This is a genomic window from Hydrogenovibrio sp. 3SP14C1 (genome assembly GCF_029625905.1).
Taxonomy (GTDB): domain Bacteria; phylum Pseudomonadota; class Gammaproteobacteria; order Thiomicrospirales; family Thiomicrospiraceae; genus Hydrogenovibrio.
The window spans coordinates 73,879-93,285 of the sequence record NZ_JARTLM010000005.1 but is presented as its reverse complement, the minus strand read 5'-3'; the positions used below and the strand labels follow the sequence as shown (position 1 = coordinate 93,285).

General features: G+C 41.4%; 24 protein-coding genes. 7 read left to right on the top strand and 17 right to left on the bottom strand.

The features are described 5' to 3' along the window. Positions 1-2: 2 nt before the first annotated feature. On the top strand, positions 3-803 hold the full coding sequence (locus P8629_RS05485) for an inositol monophosphatase family protein (protein ID WP_278165119.1): 801 nt from the start codon (positions 3-5) through the stop codon (positions 801-803). A 69-nt stretch (positions 804-872) separates the two neighbouring features. On the opposite strand, the gene radA is transcribed toward P8629_RS05485, so the two are convergent. From radA to P8629_RS05400, 17 genes are all read right to left on the bottom strand, one after another. Next, positions 873-2,246, bottom strand: coding sequence for a DNA repair protein RadA (gene radA, locus P8629_RS05480; RefSeq protein ID WP_278165118.1), 1,374 nt, complete (start codon positions 2,244-2,246; stop codon positions 873-875). A gap of 51 nt (positions 2,247-2,297) precedes the next feature. Then, positions 2,298-2,957: a cytochrome c1 gene (locus P8629_RS05475; RefSeq protein WP_278165117.1), complete on the bottom strand. Its 660-nt coding sequence runs from the start codon at positions 2,955-2,957 to the stop codon at positions 2,298-2,300. Beyond that, the gene (locus P8629_RS05470) at positions 2,958-4,190 is read right to left on the bottom strand and encodes a cytochrome b (protein WP_278165116.1); all 1,233 of its coding nucleotides are present in this window, start codon (positions 4,188-4,190) and stop codon (positions 2,958-2,960) included. It lies immediately after the preceding gene. Next, positions 4,190-4,798 (bottom strand): ubiquinol-cytochrome c reductase iron-sulfur subunit, encoded by a 609-nt coding sequence (gene petA, locus P8629_RS05465; protein WP_278165115.1) that lies wholly within the window; start codon positions 4,796-4,798, stop codon positions 4,190-4,192. Before petA ends, P8629_RS05470 begins: the two co-directional genes overlap by 1 nt. A 288-nt stretch (positions 4,799-5,086) precedes the next feature. Then, entirely contained in the window at positions 5,087-5,827 is a 741-nt protein-coding gene (locus P8629_RS05460) for a Nif3-like dinuclear metal center hexameric protein (protein WP_278165114.1), read from the bottom strand. A 127-nt stretch (positions 5,828-5,954) separates the two neighbouring features. Then, positions 5,955-7,256 (bottom strand): histidinol dehydrogenase, encoded by a 1,302-nt coding sequence (hisD, locus tag P8629_RS05455; protein WP_278165113.1) that lies wholly within the window; start codon positions 7,254-7,256, stop codon positions 5,955-5,957. Positions 7,257-7,350: 94 nt separating this feature from the next. Next, the gene (hisG, locus tag P8629_RS05450; RefSeq protein WP_278165112.1) at positions 7,351-7,977 is read right to left on the bottom strand and encodes an ATP phosphoribosyltransferase; all 627 of its coding nucleotides are present in this window, start codon (positions 7,975-7,977) and stop codon (positions 7,351-7,353) included. 79 nt (positions 7,978-8,056) lie between these two features. After that, positions 8,057-9,313: a UDP-N-acetylglucosamine 1-carboxyvinyltransferase gene (gene murA, locus P8629_RS05445; RefSeq protein ID WP_278165111.1), complete on the bottom strand. Its 1,257-nt coding sequence runs from the start codon at positions 9,311-9,313 to the stop codon at positions 8,057-8,059. A 3-nt stretch (positions 9,314-9,316) separates the two neighbouring features. After that, positions 9,317-9,538 carry a BolA family protein gene (locus P8629_RS05440; protein ID WP_278165110.1) on the bottom strand — a complete coding sequence of 74 codons (222 nt, stop codon included), beginning with the start codon at positions 9,536-9,538 and terminating at the stop codon, positions 9,317-9,319. Positions 9,539-9,582: 44 nt separating this feature from the next. Beyond that, positions 9,583-10,350 carry an ABC transporter permease gene (locus P8629_RS05435; protein ID WP_278165109.1) on the bottom strand — a complete coding sequence of 256 codons (768 nt, stop codon included), beginning with the start codon at positions 10,348-10,350 and terminating at the stop codon, positions 9,583-9,585. Position 10,351: 1 nt separating this feature from the next. Then, positions 10,352-11,278 (bottom strand): ABC transporter ATP-binding protein, encoded by a 927-nt coding sequence (locus P8629_RS05430; RefSeq protein WP_278165108.1) that lies wholly within the window; start codon positions 11,276-11,278, stop codon positions 10,352-10,354. 83 nt (positions 11,279-11,361) lie between these two features. After that, positions 11,362-11,661, bottom strand: coding sequence for an STAS domain-containing protein (locus P8629_RS05425; RefSeq protein WP_278165107.1), 300 nt, complete (start codon positions 11,659-11,661; stop codon positions 11,362-11,364). Positions 11,662-11,664: 3 nt separating this feature from the next. Next, on the bottom strand, positions 11,665-12,306 hold the full coding sequence (locus tag P8629_RS05420) for an MlaC/ttg2D family ABC transporter substrate-binding protein (RefSeq protein WP_278165106.1): 642 nt from the start codon (positions 12,304-12,306) through the stop codon (positions 11,665-11,667). Next, on the bottom strand, positions 12,303-12,779 hold the full coding sequence (gene mlaD / locus P8629_RS05415) for an outer membrane lipid asymmetry maintenance protein MlaD (RefSeq protein ID WP_278165105.1): 477 nt from the start codon (positions 12,777-12,779) through the stop codon (positions 12,303-12,305). The genes P8629_RS05420 and mlaD overlap by 4 nt, the downstream gene beginning before the upstream one ends. Positions 12,780-12,824: 45 nt before the next feature. Continuing rightward, complete coding sequence (mlaE, locus tag P8629_RS05410) at positions 12,825-13,610, bottom strand: lipid asymmetry maintenance ABC transporter permease subunit MlaE (protein ID WP_278165104.1); 786 nt, start codon at positions 13,608-13,610, stop codon at positions 12,825-12,827. Beyond that, positions 13,607-14,404, bottom strand: a complete 798-nt coding sequence (locus tag P8629_RS05405; RefSeq protein ID WP_278165223.1) for an ATP-binding cassette domain-containing protein — start codon at positions 14,402-14,404, stop codon at positions 13,607-13,609. The genes mlaE and P8629_RS05405 overlap by 4 nt, the downstream gene beginning before the upstream one ends. A 97-nt stretch (positions 14,405-14,501) precedes the next feature. Next, a complete protein-coding gene (locus P8629_RS05400; protein WP_278165103.1) occupies positions 14,502-15,107 on the bottom strand; it encodes a hypothetical protein in 606 nt (201 codons plus the stop codon). Between the two features lie 112 nt (positions 15,108-15,219). Here P8629_RS05400 and P8629_RS05395 point away from each other — a divergent pair, with 112 nt between their 5' ends. From P8629_RS05395 to hpf, 6 genes are all read left to right on the top strand, one after another. After that, positions 15,220-16,209, top strand: a complete 990-nt coding sequence (locus P8629_RS05395; RefSeq protein ID WP_278165102.1) for a calcium/sodium antiporter — start codon at positions 15,220-15,222, stop codon at positions 16,207-16,209. A 13-nt stretch (positions 16,210-16,222) separates the two neighbouring features. Next, the gene (locus P8629_RS05390) at positions 16,223-16,765 is read left to right on the top strand and encodes a KdsC family phosphatase (protein WP_278165101.1); all 543 of its coding nucleotides are present in this window, start codon (positions 16,223-16,225) and stop codon (positions 16,763-16,765) included. Positions 16,766-16,855: 90 nt separating this feature from the next. Further along, the gene (gene lptC, locus P8629_RS05385; protein WP_278165100.1) at positions 16,856-17,440 is read left to right on the top strand and encodes an LPS export ABC transporter periplasmic protein LptC; all 585 of its coding nucleotides are present in this window, start codon (positions 16,856-16,858) and stop codon (positions 17,438-17,440) included. Positions 17,441-17,485: 45 nt separating this feature from the next. Then, on the top strand, positions 17,486-18,034 hold the full coding sequence (lptA, locus tag P8629_RS05380) for a lipopolysaccharide transport periplasmic protein LptA (protein ID WP_278165099.1): 549 nt from the start codon (positions 17,486-17,488) through the stop codon (positions 18,032-18,034). Beyond that, positions 18,035-18,757: an LPS export ABC transporter ATP-binding protein gene (gene lptB / locus P8629_RS05375; RefSeq protein WP_278165098.1), complete on the top strand. Its 723-nt coding sequence runs from the start codon at positions 18,035-18,037 to the stop codon at positions 18,755-18,757. A 156-nt stretch (positions 18,758-18,913) separates the two neighbouring features. Then, on the top strand, positions 18,914-19,252 hold the full coding sequence (hpf, locus tag P8629_RS05370; RefSeq protein ID WP_278165097.1) for a ribosome hibernation-promoting factor, HPF/YfiA family: 339 nt from the start codon (positions 18,914-18,916) through the stop codon (positions 19,250-19,252). The last annotated feature ends 155 nt before the right edge of the window (positions 19,253-19,407 follow it).

Sequence of the window (19,407 nt, the reverse complement as noted above, 5' to 3'; positions counted from 1 at the left end):
GTATGACGCAACTGTTTAACGATGCGAATGAATGGCAAACCTTAAAAAATGGCATTATCGCCCTTGCTAAACAAGAAGTCTTGTCTCGCTTTGAGAAAGTCACCTCTACCACTAAAGCAGATGGATCGGTTTTAACAGAAGCGGATACTGAAATGCAAAAAGCAACAGCCGCGTTCTTACAAAAAAATTGGCCGCAGTTTGATTTTCTAGGCGAAGAATCTTCACCGGAAGAACAAGCGATAGCGCTTAAATCGACTCAAGGCTGTTGGATTTTAGACCCTGTTGATGGCACCAGTAATTTTGCCAGCGGCATTCCGATTTTCAGTGTTTCGTTGGCACTGGTTGTGAATGGGCAAGTGGTCGCCGGCATGGTGTATGACCCGGATCGAGATGAAATGTTTGCGGCTCGCAAAAACATGGGTGCCGAGTTAAACCATCACCCATTAATTGCCACAACTCAGAAAACCGCTTTAAAAAAGTGTATCGGTATTGTCGATTTCAAACGTTTATCACCTGAGCTGGCTTTGAAACTGGTACAAAACCCGCCTTACGCCTCGCAAAGAAGTATTGGGTCAGTTGCCTTAGACTGGTGTTGGATCGCCGCAGGACGTGGACAAGTTTACTGCCATGGCGCCCAAAACATTTGGGATTACGCAGCGGGTTGGTTAATTGTGGAAGAAGCTGGTGGAAAGAGCGCCACGCTGGATGGTGAATCGGTTCTGGTTGATCGCGTTGTAAAACGGTCTGCCGTGGCCGCCACCACGCCTGAACTGTTTAAAGAATGGCAAAGTTACCTAGCATAAAGAAACCGTTATATAAAAAGTCTCTTAATCAAAAACCGCCAGACCTGGCGGTTTTTTTATTGCCAATAATTAAATCAAATCCAAGGCTTGCTGCAAGGTGGAAACCCCTTGGACTTCCATACCGGCAACACCGCCTTTCGGAATGTTCCCATTTGGAACAATCGCGCGTTTGAAGCCATGTTTAGCAGCCTCCAGAATACGTTCTTGTCCGCTGGATACCGGTCGAATTTCTCCCGACAAGCCAACCTCACCGAAAATAATCAATTCTTGTGACAGCGTTTTATTTTTTAAGCTTGAAACAATCGCACTTAAGACTGCCAAGTCGGCGCTGGTTTCTGTGACTTTGACCCCTCCAACCACATTGACATAAACATCCTGATCACCCGCCTGGACACCCGCATGGCGATGTAACACCGCTAATAACATGGCCATTCGATTATATTCCAACCCAACTGTCACACGCTTGGGGGCACCGTAAGGCGAATCATCCACTAAGGCTTGTATTTCAACTAATAACGGGCGAGATCCCTCCCACAACACCATGACAACAGAACCCGGAGAAGGTTCATCAGCCCGTGACAGAAAAATGGCCGACGGGTTTTTAATTTGTTTCATGCCTTTATCTGTCATGGCGAAAACGCCCAATTCATTCACCGCGCCAAAACGATTCTTAATCGCTCGAAGCGTTCTAAAACGGCTGTCAGATTGACCTTCCAGAAACAGTACCGAATCCACAATGTGCTCTAAAACACGCGGCCCTGCCACTTCACCTGATTTGGTCACATGCCCCACGAGAAAAATCATTACTTGATTTTGTTTTGCATAGCGAGTGAGAAACGCGGCTGATTCTCTAACCTGAGAAACGCCACCTGCAGCACTGGAAACATCGGATAACTGCATGGTCTGGATTGAATCAATCACCATAATCGTCGGCTTCTCATTCTGCGCTGCCATTACAATCGATTCGACATCGGTTTCTGTCAACAATCTGAGTTTGTCTTCAGGAAGCCTCATACGTTTTGCACGCATTGCAACCTGCTGCAACGATTCTTCCCCGGTCACATAAAGTACTTTTTGCGATTGGCTCAATTGACAAGAAACTTGTAACAACAAAGAGGACTTCCCAACGCCGGGATCTCCCCCAATCAAAACCACCGAACCCGGTACAATACCGCCACCTAACACACGATCCAGTTCAGACAAACTGGAATCCATACGAGGCACTTCCGACAACTCCACTTCATTCACTGATAAAACGGTACTTTCTACCGCGCCGGCATAGCTGCCAACCGAATGAGAAGTGCTTGATTTGGATTTTGATGCAGAAACTTTAAACTCTTTTAACGTATTCCATTCATGACACGCATTGCACTGCCCTTGCCATTGAGCAAAATCAGCACCACACTCTGTACACACATAAGCCAGTTTCACTTTTTTAGCCATCAAAATCCCCTAATAAAAAAGCCCGCAGAGCGGGCTTTTCAATAATCACTGTTAGTGTTTAATATCTCGCCAATATTCTTTTTTCAGCAAGTAAGCAATCACAATCAACACCAGTAAGAAGAGTAATACCTTCCATCCTAAATCATGACGCTTCAACTTGGCTGGCTCACCAACATATTCTAAGAAGTTTGCAATATCGCGTGTCGCTTGATTGTATTCTTCAGAAGACATATGACGTTGCATACCTTCTAACACATTCGGCATGACGGTTCCGTGAAGTAGTTTATTGTCCCACTCACCGGTTTTCTCATCAATTTCATACCCTCTCAGGAAGCTATAGATATAGTCTGTTCCTTTCAGGCGAGCGATTAAAGAAAGGTCTGGCACTTGTGTACCCAAGACTTCTTTATCGACTCCCGGCAACATACGAGTCATCACCGTATCAACCGCTTTGTTTTGGTTGTAGGTCATATAGGCAACAACCTCTTCATCTTCCCAACCTAAATCACGCGCAATGCGGTTGTAACGCATGTACTTAAGTGAGTGACAAGCCATACAGTATTCAGAGAACAAGATTGCGCCTCTTTTTAAAGAGTCTTTGTCTTCCAAGCTGTTATTGGCTTTTTCTAGTTCAATACTATATCCCCCTGCTGCAAAACCAGTCAAAGGAAGAGTCATTAAAATCGTTAAAGCTGATAGAAATTTTTTCATTTAACTGACCCTCTCTGGTACTGGCTTCGTTCGTTCAGTGGCAGACGTGAACGGCAGAATAATAAAGAATAAGAAATAAGTCGCAGTAAAGATTCGTGCGAGTTTTGTTAACTCAGGTGTTGCTGGCTGTGTTCCTAACCAACCCAATACAAAGAAACTGATTACAAACATCGTTAACAAAACTTTATAAGAAGCCCCACGATAACGAATCGATTTCACTTTACAACGATCCAACCAAGGCATCGCAAACAAGACACCAATGGAGGCTCCCATTGCGATAACCCCTAGCAACTTATCAGGTATTGCCCGCAGTACCGCATAGAAAGGCGTGAAGTACCAAACCGGAGCGATATGATCAGGCGTCTTAAGCGGGTTTGCAGGCTCAAAGTTAGGGGCTTCAATAAAGTAGCCCCCGCCTTCTGGCATATAGAACACCACAAAGGCAAATAAGAACATGAACACTGAAGCTCCAAACAAGTCTTTCACCGTGTAATACGGATGGAAAGTAATCCCATCAATCGGCAGCCCTTGTTCATTTTTATATTTTTTAATCTCAACCCCATCCGGATTGTTTGATCCCACTTGGTGAAGCGCCACGATATGCATAAAGACTAAAATCAACAGCACCAACGGCAATGCAATGACATGTAACGCAAAGAAACGGTTTAGCGTAGCGTCAGAGATAACAAAATCCCCTCTGACCCAAATCGCTAAGTCCGGTCCGATCACAGGAATGGCCCCAAACAATGAAATGATGACCTGAGCACCCCAGTATGACATTTGCCCCCAAGGCAGTAGATATCCCATAAAGGCTTCTGCCATTAGAACCACAAAGAGCAGCATACCAATCAACCACACCAGTTCCCGCGGATTTTTATAGGAGCCGTAAAGCAGTCCCCGCATCATATGGAAATAAATCACAATAAAGAAAGCAGAGGCGCCGGTGGAGTGCATATAGCGTATCAACCAACCCCATTCAACATCTCGCATGATGTATTCAACAGAGTTAAAGGCTTCTGCTGCACTTGGTTTAAAGCTCATTGTCAGCCAGATACCTGTTACAAACTGGTTAACCAATACCAACAGGGCTAAAGAACCAAAGAAATACCAGAAGTTAAAGTTTTTAGGCGCATAGTATTGAGCAACATGGACGTTCCAAGTGCTGACTAATGGATAACGAGCATCCAGCCATGCCAATAAAGAATTTTTAGGTGTCGGGTGTGATGGTTGCATTATGCGACTCCTTCTTCTGGGTTTTCACCAACACGAATAACCGTAGAAGATAAATAATGATAAGGAGGAATAGCCAAATTAGTTGGCGCCGGCACGCCTTGGAAGACACGCCCTGCTAAGTCAAAGCTCGAACCGTGGCAAGGACAAAAGAAGCCGCCTTTCCAACCTTCAGCCATATCAGGAGAGCTAACTGCTGGGCGATATAAAGGCGCACACCCTAAGTGCGTACACACACCAACCACCACTAAGAATTCTTCTTTGATGGCGCGGACTTCATTTTCACAATATTCAGGCTGCTCAGAAGCTTTTGAATGTGGATCTCTTAAAGAGTCATCTAATGTCGGCAGAATATCCAGCATTTCAGGGGTACGACGTACTACCCATACTGGTTTTCCTCGCCATGAAACCGTTAACATTTGGCCAGGCAACAATTGACTGATATCAGCATCAACTGGGGCACCTGCTGCTTTTGCTTTTTCACTCGGCTGCCATGAGCTCACAAAGGGTACGGCAAGAAAAGTCGCACCCGTTGCACCCACAACCCCAGTGGCAGCGGTCAACACTTTTCGGCGTGTTAAATTCGTTTTTTCAGTGTTCTCTGATGACATAGAGACGTCCTCTTTTGTCCATTTTATAGGTAAATTTTCTATTAAAAATTTCAAGCTAACCTGAGTAAACTCAGTGCTGGTGGCATGTTTTGTATTTTTAAATTTTGTCAAAAAGTAGCAAAGCACCCTCAACAAACCTTAAAAATAACCAACTTAGCCGGGGTATTTTACCAAAGCAAAATTAATCGTTACATCAATATCTCTTTATGACCATCAAAAATTATTTTATAAATAAAACTAATCACAATTATAAAAAAAATTATTACCGACTAATACTTAATAACATTCTTAAACAGGGTTATCAATATCAACAAAAACAACTTCTAAATCAAACACTTGAGAAATATGTTCACCCAAAGCTTTAACGCCGAGTCTTTCTGTTGCGTGATGACCGGCTGCTAAGTAATGAATTTTATTTTCTAAGGCTTGATGCGTTGTTTGCTCTGACACTTCACCACTGATATAAACACCAGCCCCCCATTCAATCGCTTTTTCAATATAACCTTGTGCTCCACCACTACACCAAGCGACCGTCTCAACTTCAGATTGACCACCGGGTAAATGTAAAGGCTTACGATCTAGAGTACTCCCAACCGTTTCAATAAATGTTTCGATCGGCACGGACGTTGATAGACGCCCCAACCGAACCAACCCCGGCTCAGGGGTAATATCTTCTAATGACCATAACTCACCTAGCATGGCGTTATTACCTAAGGTTGGATGCGCATCAAGCGGCAAATGATACCCTAGCAAATTGATCTCATTTACCAACAAGGATTGAATACGTTTCTGCTTCATCCCAGTAATCGTGACAGGTTCGTTTTTCCAAAAATAACCATGATGAACAATAATCGCATCTGCTTTTTCTTTAATCGCAGCGTCGATCAAAGCCTGACAAGCGGTAACGCCAGTCACAATTTTAGAAATTTCTGACACGCCTTCCACCTGCAACCCATTGGGCGCATAATCCTTGAAGGTTGACGCTTCTAGAAAATCATCTAAGTATTGCACCAATTCTGTCGTCTTCATACATTCACCTAACGATTATTACTATTAAAAAACACGCTAAAAAAACCGATTACTTTAAACGGGCAAAAAAAATGACCAGGCCTGGTCATTTTTTTGTTTTCTAACAACACGAATAAAGATAAAAAACTTAGTCTTTTACTCTATAACGTGCAGAGGCAGCATGGGCTTGCAAGCCTTCGCCATCAGCCAGAACACCTGCAACTTGCCCAAGTTCATGCGCGCCTTCTGCAGAACACATGATTAAACTTGAACGTTTTTGGAAGTCATACACACCTAACGGAGAAGAAAAACGCGCTGTTCTTGACGTTGGTAATACGTGATTTGGTCCGGCACAATAATCACCTAAAGCTTCTGCTGTGTAGCGCCCCATAAAGATAGCGCCGGCATGCTTGATTTTTGGCAACATGGCTTTCGGGTCATCAATTGATAACTCTAGATGTTCAGGCGCAATATAGTTGATCATCTCAACCGCTTGCGCTTCATTATCTACCACAATAATCGCACCACGATCTGTAATCGCTTTGGTAATAATTTCTTCTCTTGGCAACGTTTTAACTAGTCGGTTCATGCTTTCATAAACTTTTTCAGCAAACTCAGCATCTTGCGTCACTAAAATAGACTGTGCATCTTCATCATGCTCAGCTTGTGAGAATAAATCCATCGCAATCCAATCAGGGTTCGTTTTACCATCACAGTAAACCAGGATTTCAGAAGGACCGGCAATCATATCGATGCCAACCGTTCCAAAGACTTCTCTTTTCGCAGTGGCCACAAAGATATTGCCAGGCCCGACAATCTTATCAACCGGAGGAACGGTTTCGGTTCCATACGCTAACGCAGCAACAGCTTGTGCGCCACCTAATGTAAAGACTCTATCGACTTCACAAATAGCCGCGGCAGCAAGCACCATATCATTAACTTCACCATCTGGTGTTGGCACCACCATAATCAATTCTGGCACGCCCGCTACTTTAGCTGGGATCGCATTCATAATGACAGAAGAAGGATAAGCCGCTTTCCCACCAGGAACATACAGCCCAACTTTATCTAAACAAGTGATTTGTTGACCCAAAAAAGTACCATCTTCTTCGGTATAAGACCAAGATTTCATCACTTGATTTTGGTGATAGCTCTTTACACGTTGCGCAGAAAGCTCCAACCCATCTCTTTGATCTTTTGGAATACGTTTTAAAGCAGCTTCAAGTTCCGTCTTTGGAATTTCAAGATCTGAACCTTTTGCCAACGTCAGACGGTCAAATTTAGCGGTATATTCCAATAACGCTTCATCCCCTCGTTGACGGACATTCTTAAGAACATCTTTTACAATATCATTGACTGAATCATTAGAAACGGTTTCCCAGGCAAGCAAGGCTTCTAATTCAGCTTTAAACCCTTCTGCATTTGCAGATAATTTTCTAATATTTAACATTTTATTTTCCACTTTTTCTTATTTGACCGAGTTTCTTCTTGAAATTCGTATCCATTTTATTATGTTTTACGCTGACAATCTTTTGTCGCTGACACTAGATAGCAGATTTAAATTTTTCAACGATATCATTGATTTGCTTAAACTTGGTTTTATAAGCGTGCTCATTCACAATTAGCCGTGAACTGATGTCGGCAATATGTTCTTCAGGAACCAACCCATTGGCTTTCAAGGTGTTGCCAGTATCAACCAAATCAACAATTTTATCTGCTAGGTCTATTAAAGGGGCTATTTCCATTGAACCATAAAGTTTAATCAAATCAACTTGCTGACCTTTTTTCGCGTAATACGCTTTAGCAGACTGGATATACTTTGTCGCAATCTTTAAACGATGCCCATGAGGTTTAACTTCTTTAGGGCCGGCTACCATCAGCTTACATTTCGCAATCTGCAAATCGAGCAATTCGTGCAAGTTATCAGATGGCGCTTCCATCAAAACATCTTTACCTGCTACACCAATATCAGCCGCACCGTGTGCGACATAAGTCGGAGCGTCCGTTGCACGAACAATTAATAAACGAACATGTTCATGGTTCGTTGGAATAATCAACTTACGCGACTTACTTGGATCTTCCTGTGGAATAATATTTGCGGCTTCTAGTAATGGAAGCGTATCTTTATAAATTCGACCTTTAGATAAGGCAATCGTTAATTGGTCAGCCATAATTCTATCTTCTTATAAACTTTTAAATTGGGTATTCGGTTAAACATCTAATGAACGCTTTGAAAGGCTCATCTCGCTGTTAATTTGCTCGGTAAATATGGGCGCCTAGCTTATGAAATTTCTCTTCAATCAATTCGTAACCACGATCGATATGATAAATTCGACTGACAACCGTTTCACCATTTGCAACCAAGCCAGCAAGAATCAAACTCGCCGACGCTCTTAAATCAGTTGCCATCACGGGCGCACCAATTAAATGATCCACCCCTTTAGTATGCGCGACATTACCTTCTACATGAATATCCGCACCCATTCTTACCAACTCGGAAACATGCATAAAACGATTTTCAAAAATCGTTTCTTCCACATCTGCTTCTCCATCTGCCAAGCAGTTCATGACCACAAACTGTGCCTGCATATCTGTTGGAAAGTCCGGATAAGGGTCCGTGACGATATTGACTGGTTTTAGGGTGCGGTTGCGCATGTCTAATGTAATCGTATCTTCGGTCGAGGTGATCAATGCACCCGCCTCGGTAAACTTATCCAAAACGGCTGTTAAATGCTCTGGCACCACATCTTTCACGGTTACACAGCTTTGTGTTAAGGCAGCAGCGGCTAAGTAAGTGCCTGCTTCAATTCGATCAGGAATCACCCGATACGACACACCGGTTAGCTTTTCAACACCGTCGATCACAAGGGTGTCGGTATCGATACCACTAATTTTGGCACCCATTTTATTTAAAAAATTTGCTAAATCAGACACTTCAGGTTCTTTGGCTGCATTTCTTAAAGTTGTGCGACCTTCCGCTAAGACAGCTGCCATCAACAGGTTCTCCGTTCCCGTCACGGTAACCGGTTCCATTGTAATATCGGCACCAACTAAGCGGTCTGCTGTGGCAATAATATAGCCTTGCTCGACTTTGATTTCGGCGCCCATTTTCTGCATCCCTTCAATATGAATATTGACTGGACGCGACCCAATGGCACACCCACCTGGTAATGACACTTTCGCTTCACCAAAACGAGCCAATAAAGGTCCCATCGTTAAGATAGAAGCACGCATGGTTTTCACCAATTCGTAAGGGGCTTCTTTGGTGGTAATGCTGGAAGCGTCAATTTCGATATTCAACTCTTCATCAAACATCACCTCAACCCCCATCGTTGCAAGCAACTGAATGGTGGTCGTCACATCTTTTAAATGCGGAACATTCGACAATACGACAGGTGTTTCAGACAACAAACATCCCATCAAAATCGGCAAAGCAGCGTTTTTTGCACCTGAAACTTGTACTGAACCAGAAAGTTGACAAGGCCCTTCAATGACTAATTTATCCATAGATCACTCTGGCAATTTGGTTTTTATCGACAAGGCATGCAAAGCGCCACTGGCAAATTCATCCTTAAAAATATCATTGACCATTCTGTGACGCTGCAACGGTGACTTGCCTTCAAAAGAGGCACTGGTCACCTCAATGGCAAAATTACAGTCTTCTCCGCTCATTTGAACTTGAGCATCTTTAATGACAGATTGAATCATTTCACGAATTTTTTCTGGGGACATACTTAATTCTTCTACTTTTTAACTTATTGAAGTCATTTTAAAATTTAGTTGCGTATTTTAACGCCTTTATACAATAAAATCAGATTTATCGCAGTGATGCCTAAAAAGAACAAAGTTGTCACACCTAAACTTAAATAAATAGAGACATCAGACTGCGCAAAAAATCCATAACGAAACCCATCTACCATATAGAAAAAGGGATTAAAGTGTGAAAACACTTGCCAAAAGGCGGGTAAAGCGTGAATCGAATAGAAAACACCACTTAAAAAGGTCAAGGGAATAATGATAAAGTTTTGAAATGCCGCCAAGTGATCATACTTGTCCGACAGGATGCCCGCGGTCATACCAACGCCCCCCATAATCGCAGCACTCAACACAGCAAACAATAAAATCCACAATGGCGACTCCCAAGCAATATCGAACCCGACAATTCCAACAACCAATACGCCTAAACCGACTGCAAGCCCTCTTATGATAGAAGCCCCGACAAAAGCAAGATAGAATTCCAATGGTGAAATGGGACTCAGCATGACAAACGTTAAATTACCATGCATTTTCGATTGAATTAAGCTCGACGAGGTATTTGAAAACGCATTTTGTAAAATGGTCATCATCACCAACCCCGGAATCAAAAATTGGCTATAAGATAAGCCACTAAACACTTCAATCTTGGTGTCGATAACTTGACCAAAAATCAATAAATATAAGAGAGACGAGACAACCGGTGCAAAAACTGTTTGCACGGCAACCGAATAAAATCGACGCACTTCTTTAACAAAAAGCGCCCAACATCCAATCCAATTTGTTTCCATCTTAAGCCTCTCCTGTTAAATCTAAAAAGACTTCTTCTAAAGTCGCATCGCGACTGGTTAAATCTTTCACACTCAAGTGACTTTGTGAAAGCCAGCTCAACATTTGATTTAAAGGCACATTTTTTTCTAACTTAAACATCAGTCCATTGGCATCCTGTTCAATAAAACGCTCTTTTAATTCAGGGGACAATTTTTCTTTTTCAAAGCCAGCTAAAGACTCAAGCACAACTCTCAAATAACGATAATTATGGCGAGATAACAAGTCAGACGTAGCTTCCAATGCCTTTAACTCGCCGCCTTTCACAATGGCGACTTCTTCACACAACGCTTCCGCTTCTTCAAGATAATGCGTGGTCAGAATAATCGTATGGCCTTTTTTATGCAGCTCTTTCGTAAACTCCCAAAGCGTCCGTCTTAAATCGACGTCAACACCCGCAGTCGGTTCATCCAGCACCAGTACTTGCGGGCGATGAACCAAGGCCATTGCAATCAGGACTCTTCTTTTCATCCCACCAGATAATTCATTCGTCACAGCATTCGCTTTATCCGTTAGCGCCAAACGCTCTAACAACTCACTGATCCACATTCTTTGTTCACGGCTTCTTAACCCAAAATAACCACTTTGAATATCAAGTAATTCACGTAACGTAAAGAAAGGATCCGAAATCAACTCTTGGGGGACCACCCCCAGATAACGACGTGCTTGGCGATAATCCGTATTCACATCATGACCATTGACCAATATCTTGCCAGAAGTCGGTTTAACCAATCCCGCCATGCTATTTATCAAAGTGGATTTTCCTGCACCATTCGGGCCCAGCAGGCCAAAAAAACTACCAGGCCTGACATCAAAAGAAACCCCTTTCAAGGCCTCTAAAGAACCATACTGTTTTTTAACAGCTTGAAATGAAACAGCGGGTGCTGACATAAATTAAAACCTCTAAAACCAATTTAGAATTTAAAAAAGAATTGAATCAAAACAAACGTTGATCTAACAATTAGACACGACAACTAAGCAAACTGAAAAACATCGCTTAAATTATACAGATTGACAAGAACCTTCAAATCCTCGGGTAAAGACAATACCTTTAAAGGGTGATCAATTAAGGACTGAAAATATAACAACAATGCCAGACAAGACGAATCGGCTTCTTTTATCATTGAACAATCGACAGTATCGATAGGTTCTAAGCTTTTGATACCTTGTGCATAAAAGCTTGCAACTGCATTCATATCAATATGCCCTGAAAGCTTTATCAGACCATCCTCAGCAATCGCTGCCGTTTCGTGTGACACATTAACCACCATCATTGCTTAGCTCTCTTCTGGCTCGGCCAATTTGGTTTCATTATTTTTAACGACCAAGCTTTCAATCACCTCATCAATACCAAGTTTCTGGAATTCAGATGCAAACGATTTTCGGTAGTTAAGCAGCATGCTTATCCCTTCAATTGAGACATCATATAAAAACCACTTTTGGCTTTTCTTATTCAAATAGGCACGATAAACCACAGTGGACTTATTGCCATCAGCCTGTGTCACTTCCGTTTTTATCGAGGCACGCCCTTCTCGGGTTTCAATCATTTTCTCTACGACAATGCTGGTCACTTTTAACTTTAAGATACTTCTGGAATAAGATCGCAATAGAGTATTCGTAAAAGCATCGACAAAGGCCGCTTGCTGCTTTGCCGTTGCCATTCTCCAATAACGCCCCATCACATATCGTGCCATTTTCGGTGTATCGACATAAGGTAAAACGAACTCATCCGCAAACGTTTTAATCTTTTGAGGATCGGCCTCTAATTCTTCACGTCGGGCATCGACTTCGGTCACAACCGTTTCTGAAAGCTCTTTCACAAGTGTTTCTGGATTGTCCTGTGGAATGACTTGAGCGCAAGCTACCCCACTAGCGCCTAGAAGCGATAACGTTAACAAAAAAGATTTAAAATAATTCATTTTGAGCTGCCCCCACTGTCTGCAAACTTGGTTAAGAACTGACCAATCAACTCTTCAAGTACTAAGGCAGGCTGCACCAAATCTAATTGATCCCCCTCCCTTAAATACACATCATCCGCTCCAGGTTCCAGTCCGATATACTGATCGCCTAACAGACCCGACGTTAGAATAGATGCTGAGGTATCTAAAGGAAGTTCATTGTAATCCGTATCAATTTGCATTGTAACGCGTGCTTGATAAGTGAGTTTATCAACTGAAATATCACTGACTCGGCCGATCACGACACCACTAATTTTAACGGGCGAGCGCACTTTTAAACCACCAATGTTACTAAAAAGGGCATTAATCTGATAAGTCGGTTTGTCCTGAATACCTTGAAAATTACTGACTTTCAAAGCAATCATGACTAAAGAAACCATTGCCAGCAACACAAAAGCACCTACCCAAATTTCAATTATTTTTCGTCGAGTCATTCTGATTATCCTAAAATTTGTTGCTCTTTAATTAAATTAATTTACTTAATGAAACATCATCGCCGTTAAAATAAAATCCAGCCCTAAAACGCCTAAGGAGGAATGAACAACCGTTCGAGTCGTGGCACGGCTTACCCCTTCAGACGTCGGAATAGCGTCATATCCTTGGAACAAGGAAATAACTGCAATTAAAATGGCGAATGCAATGGATTTAATAATGCCGTTAATCACATCATCATTCCAATCAACATGTTCATTCATCTGCGACCAGAAAGCACCTTCATCAACGCCAAGCCAGCCAACGCCCACAAGATATCCGCCTATAATGCCCGTTGCAATAAACATTAAAGAAAGCATCGGTAATACAATTAACGCCGCTGTAAAACGCGGTGAAAAGACAAACTTTAATGGGTCGACCGCCATCATTTCTAATGCTGATAGCTGTTCAGTTGAACGCATTAGTCCGATTTCTGCCGTTAATGCAGACCCTGCCCGACCCGCAAATAATAAAGCTGCCACAACTGGTCCCAACTCTCTTAACAACGAAAGCGCGGTCATGGTTCCAACGGCTTCTTCAGAATTATAATCAACTAAGACGTTATAACCTTGCAAGCTTAAAACCATCCCAACGAACAACCCAGCCGTCAGGATGATCGGCAATGACAGCACACCGGAAAAATATATTTGCTTAACCAGTAAATCCAACCTTAAAAAGGAATAAGGAATGGCGGGTAATAACGACAGCATAAAAATAGTGCCTCGACCGAAGCTGGTAAACAGCTTCAATGCCGATTCCCCTAAACTGGCTAATAAATGAAACAACGGATTCATAATTTTAAATCCTGTAAATAAGGTTTAGCAGGGTAATCAAAAGGAACAGGTCCGTCAGGCAATCCTTGTAGAAACTGTTTGACGTAATCTGAAGAGGATTCCAATAATGACTCTGCTGTTCCTTCAGCAATAATTCGCCCTTCTGACAGAACACAAGCATAATCTGCAATGGACAACACTTCATTAACATCGTGTGACACGGCAACACTGGTTAAATTTAGGCTATCATTTAAGTTGCGAATCAATTCAATCAAAACTCCCATTGTAATAGGGTCTTGCCCAACGAAAGGCTCATCGTAAAAAATCATATCAGGATCAAGCGCTATCGCCCTTGCCAAAGCAACACGTCGCGCCATCCCACCAGACAGTTCAGAAACTTTTAATGCCTGAGCACCTCTCAAACCAACAGCTTGCAACTTCATTAACACCAATGGCCGAATAATTTCTTCTGGTAATCCAGTATGCTCTCTAACTGGAAAAGCAACATTATCAAAGACATTTAAATCGGTTAATAAAGCGCCACTTTGAAAGAGCATCCCCATCTTTCGCCGCAATTCATATAATTTTTTTCTTCTTAACTTATGAACATTTTCGCCATTTACAAGCACTTGCCCTTTATCAGGCTGCAGTTGTCCTGCTATCAACTTTAATAACGTCGTTTTTCCGGTTCCGCTTGGCCCCATAATCGCCGTCACTTTCCCCACTGGAATATTTAACGAGAGATCTTCAAAGATCTTGCGGTCTCCACGGGAAAAACTTAAGTTTTTTATTTCAATAATCGATTCGACTGACATATGATTCAAAGTGCAACTTATAATTTATTTAAACGACTTTATAAAAGTAAGGCAAAAGATATTAACAAAATTTTATTTAAACCCAAAGACAATAAACTTAATACCCCATAATTTCGCCGACAATTTTTAAATTCTTGACTTGGTCAATATCAATAGAATCTCCACCGATAAAGAAAGCTGCTCCTTTCTGGCCTTCTGGTAACGACTGCATAAACTGCTTTAACATTGCAGACTGCACCTTACCATCCCGGCTTAACCCATCAACATATCCCACGGGATCACCGGATACATAACCATCTTCATATTGCCAGCACCAACCGTCTCTTTTGTCCGTCTTAGATACTAATGTCACACTATAACCGCTTAACACTTCGGGAAGATTTTGATTCGTTTCTTTTAACACTACCCCTACTGCGCGCTCTTTTAAAAACCGCTTCACTTTTTCAAGTTGAATGACTCCTTGCTCGGTTAATACATTAGAAACCTCAAAGAAAAACCAAAATGCTTCTTCTTCAAACATGTCAACCAACTCTTCGAGGGCTTCTTCAGTCCATGTTTTCCAGACCGACTCTTCAACCAATACACACTCAAAAAAATTACTATAAAAATCAAGCCGCCAATCTTCTGGCATACCCTCTGGGTAAAAAAAGTCCAACCAAGCTTCTGACTCCCAACCTTGTGTGCCGATGATTAAGTTATCCACGATTCCTTCTCTGACCTTTATAAACTTTATTTATTTTAATTATAAAAAAATATATAATACTGCCTTTACTATTTTTTCAGTTCAAAAAGAAAAAGCAAGCAAAAGACATCACATGACAATCAGCCTTATTCTACCACTAATTACTTTATTCGTTGGGTTAGCCCTCCTCGTCTGGAGCTCAGATCTCTTTATTGAAGGGGCGGCTAGCACAGCGATCCATATGAATATTTCGCCACTGATCATCGGCGTGGTTGTTTTAGGATTCGGAACGTCAGCACCAGAAATTTTAGTTGCCATACTGGCCTCTATCGACGATAGTCCAGGCCTGGCAATTGGTAATGTAGTGGGATCAAACATTGCCAATATCGGTTTAGTTCTTGGGGTAACCGCCATTATCTCCCCCGTTGTCATTAAGTCATCACTGCTTAAACGAGAGTTTCCGATCTTATTAGGTATCTCTCTAATCGGCATCTTACTGATGCTTGACCAGGATCTGGATACAACGGATGGTATTATCCTTCTTGCATTGCTATTGATTGTAATGACCTGGATGATTCGTGCAAACAAAAACATGACCCCCAATGACCCTTTAGCGGAAGAAACCATTGAAGAGCTTAAAGACCTTCCAAAACTAACCAACAAAAAAGCGTTAGTCTTTCTCATCCTAGGATTGTTGATATTAATGATTAGCGCCAAAATGATGGTTTGGGGTGCGGTTGAAATTGCACAGTTCTTCCATGTTCCTGAAATGATTATTGGTCTAACCATTGTCGCCATCGGAACAAGTTTGCCAGAACTTGCCGCAGCAATCACAGCAGCCAAAAAAGGCGAAGCCGACTTAATGATTGGAAACATTTTAGGTTCCAACCTATTCAACTTACTGGCTGTCATGTCGATGCCTGCATTAATTTCCCCTTCGGTTATCGATCATGCAACGTTATTATTAGACTACCCTATAATGTTAGCCTTAACGCTTGCCATGTTACTGGTTGCACTACCTCGTAAAGGGAAAGCCGTCATTACAAAAACAGAAGGTTATATATTGTTAACCAGCTTCATTGGTTATATGTTATTACTTTATTTCAGAAGCGTTGCGGGCTAAAAGGAATTAGAACATGTCTATTGAAAAACACTTAACTGATAAAGCTTCTAAAATTAAACTGCTTATCCTTGATATCGACGGAGTATTGTCTGATAACAAACTGATCTATGGTGACGATGGATTGGAATATAAAGCCTTTTTTACCCGCGATGGACACGGTATGGTGATGTTGCAAAAAAGTGGCATCGAAATCGGTATTATTACTGGGCGTAAATCTCCACTTACCGAAAAAAGAATGCAAGATTTAAAGGTTAAACATCTTTATCAAGGTGTTCCTGATAAGCTTCCGACCTTTTTGAACCTGGTTGAAAAACTCGATTTAAATTTAGATGAAATCGCCTATATTGGTGATGACATCCTTGATCTTCCGATACTCACCCGCGTTGGACTTTCTGTTTGCCCACAAGATGCCGACCATGAAGTCATACCTCGTGTTGATTACATCTCCAAATTTAACGGAGGGCAAGGATGCGTCCGAGAAATATGCGAGCTCATTCTAAAATCCCAAGATTTGTGGCAAGCCCACATGGATTTTTATTTACGCAAAGAAGTCTGATACAATCTTAATCATTACGTAAATCAGCAGTCTCTTATGCTTTAACGATTATTTACGAATGCACAAAGAGACGTTCAATATCAGGCCACCATGTCCAAAAAACTCTCTGTCATTTTATTATTTATTGCTGCTGTAATTGTTTTAACCATCGCGTTCAAACAATCTACGAACAGAGAATCACCTTCAGTCCAAACAAAACCTGTTGCCCTAACACACAGCTGGCAGATCTTTAATTCAACCAGTTGGCAAGTTTCCAAACTCAACCCCAGCGCGAAACAAACGGTGATTTATGCTGACGAAGTCTTTTACCAAAACCAAACCAAACAAAGCCGCTTTAAAAATCCCTACATCATCCAAGATAAAGAAAACACTGCCTACACGATTAAAAGCCAACAAGGCAAAACTTTAAATGATCAAATCGTTCACTTAAATGGCAACGTTGTTATTCAGACAATTGAAAAGCAGCCTGATGCAGAAAATAAAACATTAAAATCTGAACAGATTTCTTATAATACATTGTCAGAAACATTAACTAGCAAGGTTTATACTGAAATAATTGAACCTAATTTAACGGTGAGCGGCGTTGGTTTTAAAGCCAATATGACAACAGGGAAATACCGTTTTCTGTCAGATGTTAAAACACTTTACCAACCCCAAAAAACAGAAAGCCCATGAGTACTTGTAACCTTAAATTTAAATTAAAAAGCAGAAAAAAATTCCATGTCTCATAAAATTTTAACCATCAGCTTTTTGTTGCTTCTTACCACTATCAACTTTCAAGTTTATAGTGCCGAACCGAAAACAGATCCTTCTGAGTCCTTGCCGATTGAAATCAAGGCCGACAGCCTACTGTCACAAGATCAAAAAGGACAAAGCATTTATACTGGCCAAGTAATCATCACTCAAGGGACAACCATCATTCAAGGTGATAAAGTCACCATCTTTCACCCAAACAGAAAAGTGATTAAGGCATTAGTTGTTGGAAAACAGGCAACCTTCAAACGTTTTTTGCCTGAAGAACAACATTGGGTCAATGGTCGAGCAGATATCATCACTTATCATGCAGAAAAGCGTACCGTTTTGCTTGAAGGAAATGCCTACGTCAATCAACAAGGAAAAAACAGTATTTCCGGTCCGGAGATACTCTACAACCTAAACGATAAAACGCTTTCAGCCAAAGGCGACAAAGCAGAAAAGAAACGCATCACTGTTATTTTTGAACCCGAAGAGTCAAACACCACTCAAAAACAACCGGAGTCGCAACCGTAAATGGCTCACTTCTATGCTAGAAAAATCGCAAAAAGTTATAAGCGCCGCCGAGTCGTTAGTTCGGTCGATTTAGATGTTGAAAGCGGTCAAGTAGTTGGGTTACTAGGACCAAACGGCGCGGGAAAAACAACCACTTTTTACATGATGACGGGATTGGTTCCCAATGATGCAGGTGAAATATTCTTAAATGATGAAGAAATCAGCAGTCTATCTATAGATCAAAGAGCAAAGCTGGGCATTGGCTACCTTCCTCAGGAAGCCTCAGTTTTCCGAAAACTGACCGTTGAACAAAATATTAAAGCCATTCTTGAAATGCGTCCTGAACTGACAATGGATCAACAGCAGCAGCAATACCAAGAGTTGATTGATGACCTTCAAATCGGCCACATCACCACACAACTTGGCCAAGCCTTATCCGGTGGAGAAAGACGTCGCGTCGAAATTGCTCGCGCCTTAGCAATGGAACCTAATTTCATTTTATTGGATGAGCCTTTTGCCGGGGTTGATCCGATTTCAGTTAAAGATATTCAAAACATTATTTTGCACTTAAAGATGAAAGGCATTGGTGTTTTGATTACCGATCATAATGTTCGCGAAACACTTGGTGTTTGTGATCAAGCTTACATCCTTCATGCAGGTACAATCCTCGCGCAAGGCGCTCCCCACGAGATTCTGAGCAACGCTGATGTTAAGCGGGTTTATTTAGGTGAGAACTTTCAATAAGTTAACGAAATAACGCTTACAAAACCATTTAATTAAACTGAAAACGCCTTTTACTTTTTTGACTCTATGCTATACTGAAATTGAATCAACAAGCTTAAAGTATCTTTTAAGCTTCCCTGTAAAATCGCAGCAAAAATAAGATTAAGGAGCGATACTATGCAAATCAATATTACAGGCCACCATATCGAAATCACAGATGCTCTTCGTGACTATGTAACAGAAAAAATGCAGAAATTAACAAGACACTTTGATCATGTTACCAATGCTCACGTTATTTTAACGGTAGAAAAACAACAACAAAAAGCTGAAGCAACCGTCCATGCCTCTGGAAAAGATTTGTTTGCAGAGCATACTTGTGATGATATGTATGCCTCGATTGATGCTCTTATTGATAAATTAGACCGTCAGATCATTAAACACAAAGAAAAAATCGGTAGTCACCACCAAAAATCAGGTGGGGTTAAAAATATGACTCCTGAAGAAGAAGAAGCTTAAAATTTACTCTTCTGAAAAAGGGCTTATAAGAGCCCTTTTTTTATGTCTAAATCTTAAGAAAAAAATTCAATCCAGTTATACAGTATCAACCCATAAGTTTTTAGTTGTATTATGCCTTTTTCAAGGCATAATCAGACTAACGATAAATTGACATA